Consider the following 14,708-nt stretch of genomic DNA (forward strand, 5'->3'; position numbering starts at 1 on the left):
GATGCTGCTGCGGCAAACTCTGTTGCATCTGTTGTTAGAAGTTTAGTTTGCTGCTTTATGAAAGGTTTAGCGGGTGGTGCTGCAATATTAATTGGATATGAACTTGGAAGTGGAGAGCTTCAAAGAGCTAAGGAATATGGAGATAGGCTAGTAATAATATCTGTTATTTGTGGTTTCTTATCTTTAATACTTACATTAATTACAGTTTACCCATCACTGATGATTGTAAAGTTATCAGAAGGTGCAACAATAAACTTCATAGAAATAGCAATTATGCTGTCAATTTATATGGTCGGTTGCTCAATTAACTCTGTTGTAATTAATGGAATGTTTGCTGCAGGGGGTGACACATATTTTGACTTTTACTCATTATGTGTAACTATGTGGGGCATTGCTATTCCTCTTGCCTTCTTTGGAACCTTCTTTTTGTCATGGCCTGTAATAATTGTATATGGTTGTACCTGTCTTGATGAGATAGGAAAAATCCCATGGACCATGTATCACTATAAAAAATATAAGTGGGTTAAAGATTTGACGATTTAAAAAATTAAACTTATTTTCTCATTTAAAGGAGAAAATTGATGAAAGATTTTAATAAAATCGTTAAGGAATTTGAACAAATTGATGCTATTACCTATGCAGATGTTCTAGCAGAGAAATCTTCAAAGATACTACCTGTACTTGTGAATTTCTCTACAGATGGGATATCGGGAATTGAACTATTTCAATCTTTTATCTTTGCTGCAATCGATGCTGATGGAAGACTTTCTGAAGAGGAATATGCTTTAATCTATCCACTTTTGCATGCTTTCTTAGGTGATAATATTGATTATGATTCATGTGCCAAAGTATTTAAGAGCTTAAAGAAAGAGGGAAAAGAGCTGAAGAAAATCACAGATGAGATGGTTGATTTAATAGGACTTTTTTCTGATGAAATGAAGGCAGATATCATTATCATTTGTATGCTAATTTGTGCAATTGATGGTAAAATTTCGACTAAAGAGAAAGAGTGGATCAAACAATTAATTAAATAAAGCAAAAATGGCAGGATTTCCTGCCATTCTTACTACTTCGTTGATTGTATAGAAAACTGTTCTTTAAATAACTTATAGTTTTCTTCAAAGTTATGTGTGTGGTGATCTTTAATATCATTTGTATAGGTATGAATTCCAAGAACACCACCTTCCATTTCAATCATTGTAGCTGCAATATTGGAGCAGTGGTCAGAAACTCTTTCAAAGTTACCAACTAAATCGTTGTAAATATAACCATTTAAGAGTGTGCAGTAACCTGCAGTTAAGCGGGCTATGTGGTTAGCTTTCATCTGGCTACAAAGCTCATCAATTACTTCTTCGAGTGGTTCAACATGATAAGCAAGCTCAATATCATTATCATTAAAGGCTTCTACTATCATGGCAAGAATTTTCTCAAGTGCAGCACAGATATTTCTTATTTCTTTACCTGCTTCAGTTGTGAAAACAATATTCTTTTCTTTAATTTCACGAGCACTTTGAGCAATATTTAAGGCGTGGTCACTAATTCTTTCATAGTCGGTTAAGGTATGAAGATATTTAGTAACTGAACGGTTTAAATCAGCAGGAAGTTCCCTTCCTGTGACCTTGGTAAGATATGTACCAATTCGATCTTCATATTTATCGATAATACCTTCTATTCTTTCTACTTCATTAAAGCCTTCATCAGAGTAAGAAAGAGTTAATAAATCTAAAGCATCAGTAATATTCTTTAAGGCAAGTTCACCCATTTTATTAATAGCAATTCTAGAGTTTTCAACTGCAAGTGGTGGGTATGATAAAAATCTTTCTTCTAGGCGTTCGATATCGTCAAGTTCTTTATCTTGTGACTTCTCATCATCTTTTATTATCATGGCAATAATACGTTCAATTACAGAAGTTAGAGGCATTAATAACAATACGATTACAACTCTAAATACTGTATTTAAAAGTGCGATATTGACGCTTCTTAAAGGCATAGTCATGAATGAAAAATGAATTATTGAGTTAAGTAGATAGAAGATAATTGAGAAAATAAATGCACCAAGAACATCAATAACTAAATATGATACTGCTGTTCTCTTTCCATCGACAGAAGCACCAAATGCTGATAGTAATACTGGTACTGCTGCACCAATTGCAATACCCATTATAATTGGAAGTGCAATTTCAAAGGTAATTGCTCCAGTTGAGGAAAGTGCTTGTAAAATACCGATTGCAGCAGAAGCACTTTGAATTACTGTTGTAAAGAGCATACCAATTAAGATGCCAAGGAAAGGATTTGTGAATGTAGTTAATAGATTAATAAATACTTCTGAGTCTCTGAGACCTGATACAGATGAACTCATTGACTTCATTCCAAACATTAATATTGCAAAACCTAGAAGAATGTCACCGATTCTTTGTTTTTCTCTTTTCTTTGAAAACATTCTTAGGTAGATACCAATAATAGCAGTTATTGCTGATAGAGACTCTGTTGATAGTAAGTCTAATAGACCTCCACCACCGCCACCGATATCAGAAAGAGAAATAATCCATCCAGTTACGCTAGTACCTATAATGGCTCCCATGATTATTGATATTGCTTGCTTCATCTTCATCATGCCGGAGTTTACAAAACCAACTACCATTACAGATGTCGCAGACGACGACTGGATGACCGCGGTTACTCCAGTTCCAAGCAATATGCCTTTGGCGGGAGTTCCTGATAATCTGTAGAGTATTACTTCAAGCTTATTACCTGCTACAAGCTTGAGAGCATCTCCCATAAGCGTCATTCCAAACAAAAAAAGTGAAACGCCGCCTAATAAGGTTAGTGCATCAACAAGATCCATTTGTTTCCTCAAAGATTAATATTTCATCAGACAGTGTAAAATAAAAGTAAAATCTTTGTAAGGATTGTGTGAAATTAATATGATAAATTTTTCTTGTTTTATGAATTTTTTTCGCTAAATCCTACCTAAAAGTGTTGATATTTCAGCTTTCCATAGACTCTCATCCGGTGTTTCAAGAATTAATGGAATATTCTGAACTTCTTTTCGCTTAACAATTGTTAAAAATGCATCAAGTCCTATAAGACCTTTTCCAATACTATCATGACGATCTTTATTTGAAGCAAGAGGAACCTTTGAATCATTAAGGTGCATTCCAAATAGTTTTTCACTTCCAAAGTATGAGAAAAACTGATCAAGGACTTTATCTGGTTCATTTTTTACATCATAACCAGCACCGAATAGATGAGCTGTATCAAGCGTAAAGCCAACTCTATCAGAGGCTTTAATATTATCAAGTATCATAGAAAGTTCTTTAAAAGAAGAGCCTAAAATAGTACCTGCCCCTGCGGTGTTCTCTATTGCGATTTTTATATTTGGAAATTGTGAAAGGACTTCATCAATCATCATTGCAGAGCGTTTAATACCATCCTCTATTGATCCTTCCTTGTATGAACCTGGATGGATATTAATAATATCTAAGCCTAGAGATGTTATCCTTCTAGCTTCCTCTAAAAATAAGTTTAATGACTTAATTCTAAGTTCTTCATCTGGAGTTGCTAAGTTAATTAAGTATCCTGCATGAGGCAAAATACATGAATTACTATAGCCATAGCTATTCATTTTGTCCTTAAAAAGAACAATGTCTTCTTCCTTTAACTCTGGACTTTTCCATTGTCTTTGGTTTTTTGTAAATATTGCAAAGCCTGTTGCACCTAATTCTTTTGCTCTATCAAGTGCATTGGCAACAGATCCCGAAATTGATACATGTGGTCCTATAAATAACATAGCTTAATGATATTTGCAAATTAATTAGTGTCAATAATATAATTAAGCTAATATGTATCAAGATAACAAAGAAGAAACAACAGAATTAATTAGAAGTGTATTAAGGTCATATAACAGACAGTTTTTCATAGATAGTGAAACAATTAACCTTGTAGAAGAACAATCTGGGCACTTTATTGGAGGCCTTACCGCTACTCGTGATTTCGATTCTATTTACATCGATTATTTTGTAGTTGAAAAAGAATATAGGAAAAGTGGAATAGGAAGAAAGCTATTATTGCGTTTAGAAGAGATTGCTAAAGAGAAAAATGTTAAAAGAATAATGCTTAATACTTATTCATTTCAAAGCCCAGGATTCTATGAGAAAATGGGGTATAAGCCAAATCTAATCATAGATCCTGTATTTATTAACTATAAGCATTATCACTTTATTAAAGAGCTTTCATAGGTGAAAAACTCCAATTAGGAAAAACCATGCAAGGCCATAGTAGGTAACTATCGCAACTAAGTCATTAATTGTTGTAATAAGTGGTCCTGAAGCTACAGCTGGGTCAATCTTTAGCTTTTTGAAAATAAGTGGAACTACAGTTCCTGTAAAACTTGATAGTACAATTGCAATAATAAGGGAGATTGCTGTGCAGGAACTATAGAGTAGGGCCGTAATTACACTTTGTCCTTTTAGTAATATTAAATATCCTGTAATTAAACAGAGTGTAATTATTGAAAGCAAAAAGCCATTAGCAAAACCTATCTTAAGTTCCTTGAATATCAAGCTTATCTTTTGTTTAAAGCTTAATTTTTCATCCATCAATACTCTAATAGTTACAGCCAAGGACTGAGTACCAACGTTACCAGCCATATCAAGAATCAAGGACTGGAAGCTAACAATTATTGTTAGGTGGGCAACTACATGCTCAAAAGCACCAACTACTGTAGAAACTCCAAGACCTAAGCCAAGTAATATTACAAGCCAAGGTAGACGTTTTTTCAAACTCATCTTAAGAGGCTCTGTTAATTCTTCTTCAGCAGCAAGACCTGCAAGTTTTGCATAATCATCACCCAACTCATCACTAATCATGGTACTTAGTTCTTGACCTGTTAATACACCACAAAGTTTATTATCTTGATTTAAAACAGGGATAGAATCCTCTCGATAGTCCTTTAAGCGTTCAATACAATCTTCAATTAACTCTGTTGCATATACATAAGGGTATGAGGTAACAGTAATTTCACTTAATGGAGTAGTTTTTCGAGCGATAATTAAATTTTTTAAATCTATTGCACCTTCAAATAGTCCATCACAATCAACGACATAAATTGTTGAGATATTATCATTTTCGGCGGCCTGCTTAATTAAAGAGCTCATGGCCTCTTCAACTGAAAAACCTTCTTTAATTTGGATGTAATTTGTCGTCATCCTACCACCAATTTCATCTTCATCAAAGGAGTTAACAAGACTAAGCTCAGACCTTCTTTTCTCATCCATTATTTCAATGAGTACATTTCTTTCATTTTTACTTAAGCTTTTTAGATAATCAACTGCAAGAGTTGAATCTAAATAGTTTAATAGTTCTTCTTGCTTTTTTATTTGTAGTTCACCTATGTAGGTATTTCTTTCATCAACATGCTCAAGAACATTTGCCAGATTTTGCATTCCTAAAAGAGAATAAAGTCTAAATCTATCATCTTTTTTTAGATACTTTAGACAGTCAGCTATATCACTTTCATGGTATGATAATAACTTCTCTTTCATCAATTTTGGTGAAAGAGATCCCTTAATAAGATTTAATACCTCAAGGGCATAATCAGGCCTTACCTGAATTAAATTTTCTTTGTTGTTCATTTGTTTTCTTTAGATAAAAATCTGCAGAAAAAAAGTAAAAGTGTAGTAATTAGTTTATGAAGATACTGTAGATAAAGGAACAGTATCTTCTACTTCATGATGTACACTATTACGACTACTGCCTTCTTCCATCACTATCTCCTTAATTAAAAATATCAGCTTTATAAGCCATTGTACATAGTAACACATTGATAAACCTGTGAATAGCTATATTTTATGACTCCCATTCTTAAAAAATACCACTTCTTTTTGTTTGACAGTAATTAAATACAATGGGATAATTTACTTATACCGTGCTCGGGCACGGTAATGGAGGTAATATGAATAATATTCCTAACGTAAAATTAGGTGTAATAGCAGTAAGTAGAGATTGTTTTATTGTTTCACTTTCAAGAGATAGACGAATTAATTTCGCATCTGAGGTAAGGAAAAAGGGTGTTGATATCTTTGAAGCTGAGTGTGTAGTAGAAAATGAAAAAGATGCACTTAAGGCTGTCGAAGAAGTAAAGAAACAAGGTTGTAATGCATTAATAGTCTTTTTAGGAAACTTTGGACCAGAGACACCTGAGACAATTATTGCAAAATATTTTGATGGACCTGTAATGTATGTGGCTGCAGCAGAAGAGAGTAAGAACAATATGATTAATGGCCGTGGAGATGCATATTGCGGAATGCTTAATTGTTCATATAACTTAGGATTAAGAAAATTAAATGCCTTTATTCCTGAATCTCCTGTAGGAAGTGCAATTGAGCTTGCTAATTTAGCTGTTGAGTTTGTCCCTCTTGCAAGAGCAATTATTGGGGTTAAAAATTTAAAGATCATTACCTTTGGCCCACGTCCACAAGATTTCTTTGCATGTAATGCTCCAATAAAAGCATTATATGAGTTAGGTGTTGAGGTTGAAGAAAATAGTGAGTTAGATCTCTTAGTAAGCTTCAAAGAGCATGAGAATGATCCAAGAATAAATGATGTATTATCTGATATGGCTAAAGAATTAGGTATAAAAGGAAATAAATATCCAGATTTATTACCAAAGCTTAGTCAATATGAGTTAACTCTTCTTGATTGGGCAGAAAGCCATAAAGGTGCAAGAGAATATGTTTGCTTTGCAAATAAGTGCTGGCCAGCATTCCCATCCCAATTTGGTTTTGAGCCTTGCTATGTAAATAGTCGATTAGCATCAAGAGGTATACCTGTTGCATGTGAAGTAGATATTTATGGTGCATTATCAGAATATGTTGGAGCATGTATTACAAATAGTCCTGTTACACTTCTAGATATCAACAATACTGTTCCAGAAGATATGTATGAAGAAGATATCAAGACTAAGTTTAATTATAAGCTTAGCGATACATTCATGGGATTCCACTGCGGAAATACTCCATTTTGTATGCTTTGTGATGGAGGTATTAACTACCAGATTATTCAAAATAGATTACTTGAAAATGGAGGAGAACCAGACATCACTAGAGGTACACTTGAGGGGGATATTAAGGCTGGTGATATTACTTTCTATCGCTTACAGAGTACTGCTGATAGCAAACTAAAAGCATACATTGCTGAAGGTGAAGTATTACCTGTTAAGACAAGATCATTTGGTGGTATCGGGGTATTTGCAATTAATGAAATGGGTAGGTTCTATCGACATGTATTAATTGAAAAGCGATTTCCACATCATGGAGCTGTAGCTTTTAAGCATTGTGGTGCAACTCTATTTTCACTATTTAGATTCTTAGGAGTTGAGGATATTTCTTTCAATAGACCACAAGGTATGTTGTATGAAAGTGAAAATCCATTTACTTTCAGAGGGTGATTTATGTATGTAATGGGTATTGATGCAGGTACACAATCAATTAAGGTATTAGTTTACGATGAAGGAAAAAGAAATAAAGTAGCTTTTTCTCAAAAGTCACTGGATTTGATCTCAAAAAATGATGGAACAAGAGAGCAAAAAGCTTCTTGGTGGATTGATGCACTTACAGCTTGCTTTGATGAAATAGGAAGAGAAGTATTAAGTAAGGTTAAAGTATTAGCTATTTCCGGTCAGCAACATGGCTTTGTCCCTGTTGCTGAGGACAAAAGTGTGCTTTCAAATGTAAAGCTTTGGTGTGATACATCAACTGTTAAGGAATGTGATGAGATTTCAAATAGTTTTGGTGGGGAAGAGAGATTAATTAAAGAAGTAGGAAACCCAATAATGCCTGGCTATACAGCTAGTAAAATTCTTTACTTAAAAAAACACAATGAAGAAAGCTTTAATAAGATGCGTTATGTTCTGCTTCCTCATGATTATTTAAACTACTACCTCACAGGCATTGCAGTTATGGAAAAGGGTGATGCTTCTGGAACTGGTTTAATGACTATTAAAGATGGTACATGGAATATAGAACTATGTAATATTATTTCACCATCACTAATCGATAAGCTTCCAAAAATTGTTAATCCTGGAATAATTGGATGCGTAAAAGATGAGATTGCTGAACGATTTGGTTTTAATAATGATACTCTAGTTGCAACTGGTGGTGGAGATAATATGATGGCTGCTATTGGTACTGGCTGTGTTGAAGATGGAAGTCTTACAATTAGTTTAGGTACTAGTGGAACAATGTTTGCATCCTCCATATTACCAATAATTGATGATAAGAATCGTTTAGCAGCCTTCAGGTCAAGTCACAATACCTATTTACCACTACTTTGTACAATGAATTGTACAGTGGCAAGTGAAAGTGTGAGAAAGCTCTTTAACTTAAGTGCGCAAGACTTTGATAAACTTGCCTCACAAGCTCCAATAGGGGCAGAGGGTTTAGTATTCCTTCCATTTTTAAATGGCGAAAGAGTTCCAAACTTACCATTTGGTGAAGGTGTACTAGGTGGTATGAATGTAATGAACATTAAGAGTGAGAACATAGCAAGAAGCGTACTTGAAGGTGTGAGCTATGAGTTTTTATTAGGTCTTGAAGCTTTTAAAGAAAAAGGCTTTGAAGCAAAAGTAATTACTCTCACAGGAGGTGGTGCTAATAGTAGTTTTTGGCGTCAAATGCTTTGTGATATGTTATCTTGCTCTGTTCGCGTAACAAAAGAAAAAGAAGCAGCCGCATTTGGTGCAATACTTCAAGCTCTTTGGCTTATTGGTGATAAAGATTTAAGTGAGGTTGTTAATGAGCACTTAGTTTTTGATGAAACTAAAGCTTGTAGTCCAAACTTAGATAATAGTGAACTTTACCAAAAAGTATATAAAAAATGGAAAAGCTATACCGATAGTTTAACAAATCAATTTAAGCAGGCTTAAACCTGCTTAATTGTTATTACTGGGTTAGTAAATACATCTTCATGTGAAAATGATTTATCTATAATTGAGTTAATTAATATTTTAGTAGCAGTATTACCTTGGCTAAATGGATCTTGACAAATAGTGCAATCAGCAATTCCTCGGTTAAGAAACTCCTTTACCTTAGGAGTGTCATCAACTGTAAGAACACTAATATTTGATAAGTTACTTTCCATTATTGCCTGAAGTGGTCCTTCAGCTCCTGCAGTTGCAATAAAAAAGGTGTTGATATCACGATTTTGGTTAAGAATACTTTTTACTTTTTCATAACCTATATTTGCATCATCATTTGTTTCAACTATGTTATATGATTTCTTATACTCTAAGTTGTTAATAAAACCAGAAATTCTTTCATTATGACCTTTAAGCTTTAAACTTCCTGATACAGGTAAAATAACCATATCTTTATTTCTATTCATTAGTTTTACCATACCTGCTGCAGTAGCACCAATTTTTCTATAGTCTGGGCCCACATAACAAAGCCTTTTTGTGTTAGTTAAATCAGTATTGATAGTAACAACAGGAATAGTTAGTGAATTTATATAAGTTCTTAACTCTTTTGTATCAGTTGTACAAATTCCTAGAGCTTTAACTCCTGATGCTACTAATTCTTTTATTCTTTCTAAGTGTTCAACTTCGTTAAAGCCTTTTACTTTAACTATGTTAGTATCAATTTTAAAGCTATCATTTTCACTAATAGCTGAATTAATTCCCAAAATTAAATCATCAAAAAAAGGGTTATCAACACAAGGAAGTAAAAATCCTATTGTCGATTTAGTTTTAGAGTAGGATAGGATTCTTCCAGCAGAATTAGGACGGTAATCATATTCCTTTGCAATTTTCAAAATCTTTTCTTTGACTAGAGGACTAACTTGCCCTCTATTATTGAGAGCTCTATCAACAGTCCCTCTAGAAACACCAGCCTTTTGAGCAATTTCCTTAATTGTTATCGCCATATCTACTTCTTACCTTTCTTATTTTACCTAAAAACTTTTCTTTTGTAACTGACTTTTATTTTCAAATTCAATCCCATCTATGTAACTTTTTATCTGATGTGTAGAGCTTATTTCTAGTATTAGAAAATCAATGATGTTAAATTGTAATTCTTATGACTTTTAATATAAGTCAATGTCTAATAATTATTTTACTTATGACAATATTTATTTTGTAAAATTTAAATATTTTTGAAAAATATATGATACACTTTTAATAATTAGTTGACCTATGTCTTAAGAATTATAGGTATGAAAGTATGGGGAAAATAAATATATGGCAGGGGAAATAGCTTACAAAGAGCAATCTATTCGTGAATTTCTTAATGAATATTTAGCTATCACCAAAAATGGATATAATATCAATGCAGTTCTTGAGTATGTTGCCAAACACTTTAAAGCTGATAGAGCTTATGTATTTGAAACAGATTTAGAAAAAAAAGTATTTAATAATACCTATGAATGGGTAAGGAAAGGTATGACTGCCGAAATTCACAATCTGCAAAATATCCCATTTGATGGCTTAGAGCCATGGTTTGATGCTTTTTTCAATGAGGGTGAATTCTTTATTACATCTTTAGATGATAATTATACTCCTGACAGTGTTACCTACCAAATATTAGAGCCCCAAGGAATTGAAAGCCTAATGGCAGCACCATTTATCGTTAATGGTGAACTATGTGGTTTTTTAGGTGTTGATAACCCTAAAAGAGCAACAGATGATTTACTACTTCTAAAGTTAGTTGCTACTGAAATTTATAGTGATATTGTAAAAAATAGAGATGCAAATAAGCAACTTAAAGATAAGATTAATATTATAAAAAGTTTAAGTGAGATTTATACAAGTGTTTATGTAATCGATCTTAAAACTAAAACTTTTGAACGAGTTTCATCAATCCCTGAAATTGAGAATAAAATAGGGTTTATTGGAAGTGCTGAGGAAAAGTTTAATTATTTTTGTGATAATTTAGTGCTTGATGAGTGTAAAGATGAAATGCGTGCCTTTACCAACTTAGATACAGTTAAAGAAAGATTAGAAAACAAAAAGATTATTTCTAAAGATTATTTAAGTAATGCTATTATTTCTCCAGTTCAAAAAAATAATCCAATTTGGACTAGGTGCTCATTTATTGAAGGAAAAAGAAATAAAGATGGTGAATTAATTAGTGTAATTTTTGTAACAGAGAATATTCACGATACTAAAGCAAAGGAAATTGAGATTACCAATAAGCTTCAAGAAAGTAATAAAGAGCTATCTGTATTATTAGATCAAGAAAGAAAAAATACCCTAATGATTAATGCACTAGGTAATTCCTTCTTTACACTAATGTTAGTTGATCTTGAATTTAATACATTTAAACTAATTAGAGGGTTAGAGTTCAGTTCTTATCTTGATGCTAGGAGTGTTTTAAGTGCTATCACAGATACATTAGTTGCTCCTGAGTATAAATCTACAATAAGAGTATTTACAGATTTTAATTCAATCAGTGCCCATATAAAGAGAGGAGAAAGTGCAGAGCATGAATACCTCTCAATAAATGGTGGATGGCATCGTCTAACAATACTCCCTGTTGAATATGATAAGAGTGGTACTATTACAAAAGTAATAATTGGTATTAAAGATATTACCCAAGAAAAGAAAGCATTATCTAATCAAGATAATCTGATTCTTGCGCTTTCTATGGCTTATGAAAATATCTATGTTGTAAATTTTGAATCTAAAATCTCTATTTGTTATCGTATGGGTTCCAAGATTATGAATAGATATGGAGAATCCTTCTCTTCTGGTAATTATGAGGATAATCTTTTGTCTTATGTAAAAAATGAGGTTTTAAAAGAAGATCAAAAGTTATTCGATTCTATATTATCAGTTGATAATGTTAAAAGACTGTTAGAGAAAGATAGAGACTTTTACTTCAATTATCGAGTTTTACGAAATGATGAGGTTAAATACTTCCAATGCCAGCTAGTATGTCCTGAAATAAATGGTAGTGCATTTATCATTGGGTTTAAAGATATAGATGATGAGATGAGAAAAAATATTATTCTCACTCATGAAATGGAGACTCAAAGTGAAATCATTCAAGGTCTTGCAAGCGATTACTACTCTGTACTTCTAGTTGATCCAATTAATGATAGTGTGGTAACCAACCGTGCTTTAGGCATAGCTGGTAAATCTATCAGAGATTTATTTATTGCAGAGGGTGGTTCTTGGTCTGAGGGCTTAAAAATCTATTCTGAGAGTGTTTCTGATAGTAGTAGAGCTGAATTTTTACATAAGCTATCACCAGAATATCTTAATACTCATGATAGTGATTATTCTTTTATCTATGAAAAGAATACTACTGATGGAATCAAGTATTTGCAAGTTAAGGTTGCCTTTGTAAAAGAAAAAAATGGTAAGGTATATGTAGTTGTTGGAACAAGGAATGTTGATGAATTAATCAAAAAAGAAAAGCAACAGGAAGTAGCTTTGCAAGCTGCATTTGATGCGGCGGAGGCTGCAAATAGAGCTAAAACAGATTTCTTATCCAATATGAGCCATGATATTAGAACTCCAATGAATGGAATTATTGGAATGACAGCTATTGCAGCAGCTCATATCGATGATGAAGAACGTGTTAAGGATTGTCTTGGTAAAATTACTATGGCAAGTAAGCACCTCCTTAGCTTAATCAATGAAGTTCTTGATATGAGTAAAATTGAATCTGGAAAGGTAGATTTAATTGAAGAGGAATTCAATATTTCTGATTTAATAGACAACCTTATTTCAATGAATATGTCGTTAATTCAAAAGCATCATCACACCTTAAAGGTAAATATTCAAAATGTTGAGCATGAAGATGTAATTGGTGATAGCTTTAGAATTCAAAAGGTTTTTACCAACCTTATGAGCAATGCTGTCAAGTTTACTCCAGATGGTGGTAATATTACACTAACAATTAGAGAACAGCCAAATAACCAAGCAAAGGTTGCTTGCTTTGAGTTTATCTTTGAAGATAACGGTATTGGTATTAGTAGTGATTTTATTGATAAAGTCTTTGATCCATTTGTAAGATCTGAAGATGGAAGAGTGTCAAAAATCCAAGGTACTGGTCTCGGAATGCCGATAAGCAGAAATATCGTAAGAATGATGGGTGGTGATATCAAAGTTGAAAGTGAGCTAAATAAGGGTTCAAGATTTACTGTTACAATGTATCTAAGGTTGCAGGAGACCAAAGAAGAGCTATATGAAAGATTTGTTAACTTAAATGTTTTAGTAGCTGATGACGATGAAATATCTCTTAACTCATGTACTTCAATGCTCGAGGATATTGGCATGAAAACAGATGGGGTAACTACAGGGGCCGATGCAATTGTTAAAGTAGTAGAACATCATTTAATGCATGATGATTACTATGCTTGTATTGTCGATTGGAAGATGCCTGATATGGATGGAATTGCTACAACTAGAGCAATAAGACAGGCTGTAGGAAATGATGTTCCAATTATCATAATCTCTGCTTACGATTGGTCTGGTATCGAGCAGGAGGCTAGAGCAGCTGGAGCAAATGCATTTATTAGTAAGCCATTATTTAGATCTAGGTTAATTAGAACATTTACAGCTATAACAAGTAGTAATGAAGATCAAGGTGATTTAAGTAGTATAGAGTCTTTAACAAACCGAAATTTTAAAGGTAAAAGGGTGTTGCTTGTTGAAGATAACGAGCTTAATAAAGAAATTGCTGAAGAACTTCTTACAATGACAGGTCTTGATGTTGATTGGGCAGAGGATGGTATCGAAGCTGTTGATATGCTTGTTGAACATGAAGATGGATACTATGACATAATCTTTATGGATATCCAGATGCCTAAGATGAATGGATATGATGCAACTCGTGCAATTAGGGCTATGGGTAGAAATTATTGTAAAAATATCCCAATAATAGCTGTAACAGCAAATGCCTTTGCTGAGGATGTAAATGCTGCAAAGACAGTTGGTATGAATGAGCATATCGCAAAACCATTTGATATAAAAACATTAATTAATGTTTTAGATAAATGGATTTTGCATTGATAATGATTTTCTTAATTAATATTATTTTATTATGAATAATGATTTAGTGTTAATTAAAGAAAAAGACTATGAAAATACAATAGAAAAAAGTGTAAGGCCCTATCTTGAATCAATTAAAGATAGTGGCTTTATGACATCAAGGTATAACCATCAGATTTATTATGAACACTTCTTTAAAGAGGATGCTAAAGGTTGTGTATTAATTCTCCATGGCTTTACTGAAGGTATAGTAAAATATAGTGAAGTTATTTATACCTTTTTAATGCAGGGCTTTGAGGTTTACATGATCGAACACTTTGGTCATGGTTCTTCTACAAGGTATAAAGAGGTTGAGGCAGATTTATCAAAGGTAAGTGTTAATGACTTTAATATCTATACAGATGATGTAATTGATTTTACAAAAAATATTATCAAAAAGCAAAGTAACAATAGTTCTCTATACCTCTTTGGTCATTCAATGGGGGGAGGAATAGCAACTAGAGTAATAGAGAAAGAACCTCAATTATTTAATAAGTGTGTTCTATCTTCTCCAATGATTGGAATAAATATGGGGCCACTTCCTGAATGGTTTGCTAAGGCGCTCTCTGGTCTTATGATTAAATGTGGTAAAGCCTATGATTATGTCTTTTCTCACCATGCTTTTGATGATAATGGAAACTTTGAAGCCTCCCCTGATAAGAGCCGTGAACGATATAAT

The 14,708-nt window shown here is 33.0% G+C and carries 11 protein-coding genes; 7 read left to right on the forward strand and 4 right to left on the reverse strand.

Features of this window, described 5'->3' with window-relative positions:
- Both SOY52_RS01390 and SOY52_RS01395 read left to right on the forward strand, forming a co-directional pair.
- Window positions 1–543, forward strand: a 543-nt coding sequence (locus SOY52_RS01390) for an MATE family efflux transporter (RefSeq protein ID WP_320847195.1), incomplete at its 5' end; no start/stop codon positions are given.
- A 38-nt stretch (window positions 544–581) separates the two neighbouring features.
- The gene (locus SOY52_RS01395; protein ID WP_320847196.1) at window positions 582–1,034 is read left to right on the forward strand and encodes a hypothetical protein; all 453 of its coding nucleotides are present in this window, start codon (window positions 582–584) and stop codon (window positions 1,032–1,034) included.
- Window positions 1,035–1,066: 32 nt separating this feature from the next.
- Here SOY52_RS01395 and SOY52_RS01400 read toward each other — a convergent pair whose 3' ends face one another.
- Together SOY52_RS01400 and SOY52_RS01405 are read right to left on the reverse strand one after the other, a co-directional pair.
- Window positions 1,067–2,845, reverse strand: a complete 1,779-nt coding sequence (locus SOY52_RS01400; protein ID WP_320847197.1) for a Na/Pi cotransporter family protein — start codon at window positions 2,843–2,845, stop codon at window positions 1,067–1,069.
- A 114-nt stretch (window positions 2,846–2,959) separates the two neighbouring features.
- Window positions 2,960–3,790 (reverse strand): deoxyribonuclease IV, encoded by an 831-nt coding sequence (locus SOY52_RS01405; RefSeq protein ID WP_320847198.1) that lies wholly within the window; start codon window positions 3,788–3,790, stop codon window positions 2,960–2,962.
- A 52-nt stretch (window positions 3,791–3,842) separates the two neighbouring features.
- Between SOY52_RS01405 and SOY52_RS01410 the strand changes: the two genes are divergently transcribed.
- Entirely contained in the window at window positions 3,843–4,238 is a 396-nt protein-coding gene (locus tag SOY52_RS01410; protein WP_320847199.1) for a GNAT family N-acetyltransferase, read from the forward strand.
- Here SOY52_RS01410 and mgtE read toward each other — a convergent pair.
- Complete coding sequence (gene mgtE, locus SOY52_RS01415) at window positions 4,233–5,633, reverse strand: magnesium transporter (RefSeq protein WP_320847200.1); 1,401 nt, start codon at window positions 5,631–5,633, stop codon at window positions 4,233–4,235. The two genes, SOY52_RS01410 and mgtE, sit on opposite strands and share 6 nt — an antisense overlap.
- Window positions 5,634–5,953: 320 nt before the next feature.
- Here mgtE and SOY52_RS01420 point away from each other — a divergent pair, with 320 nt between their 5' ends.
- A complete protein-coding gene (locus tag SOY52_RS01420; RefSeq protein WP_320847201.1) occupies window positions 5,954–7,447 on the forward strand; it encodes an L-fucose/L-arabinose isomerase family protein in 1,494 nt (497 codons plus the stop codon).
- Window positions 7,448–7,450: 3 nt separating this feature from the next.
- Window positions 7,451–8,923, forward strand: coding sequence for a xylulokinase (xylB, locus tag SOY52_RS01425; RefSeq protein ID WP_320847202.1), 1,473 nt, complete (start codon window positions 7,451–7,453; stop codon window positions 8,921–8,923).
- Here the strand turns inward: xylB and SOY52_RS01430 are convergent.
- The gene (locus SOY52_RS01430; protein ID WP_320847203.1) at window positions 8,920–9,918 is read right to left on the reverse strand and encodes a LacI family DNA-binding transcriptional regulator; all 999 of its coding nucleotides are present in this window, start codon (window positions 9,916–9,918) and stop codon (window positions 8,920–8,922) included. The two genes, xylB and SOY52_RS01430, sit on opposite strands and share 4 nt — an antisense overlap.
- Before the next feature lie 313 nt (window positions 9,919–10,231).
- Here SOY52_RS01430 and SOY52_RS01435 point away from each other — a divergent pair, with 313 nt between their 5' ends.
- Window positions 10,232–14,011: a response regulator gene (locus tag SOY52_RS01435; protein WP_320847204.1), complete on the forward strand. Its 3,780-nt coding sequence runs from the start codon at window positions 10,232–10,234 to the stop codon at window positions 14,009–14,011.
- A gap of 31 nt (window positions 14,012–14,042) precedes the next feature.
- On the forward strand, window positions 14,043–14,708 hold a 666-nt coding region (locus SOY52_RS01440; protein WP_320847205.1), incomplete at its 3' end, for an alpha/beta hydrolase.

The sequence above is a fragment of the Bullifex sp. genome (assembly GCF_034103065.1).
Classification (GTDB): Bacteria; Spirochaetota; Spirochaetia; order Sphaerochaetales; family Sphaerochaetaceae; genus Bullifex.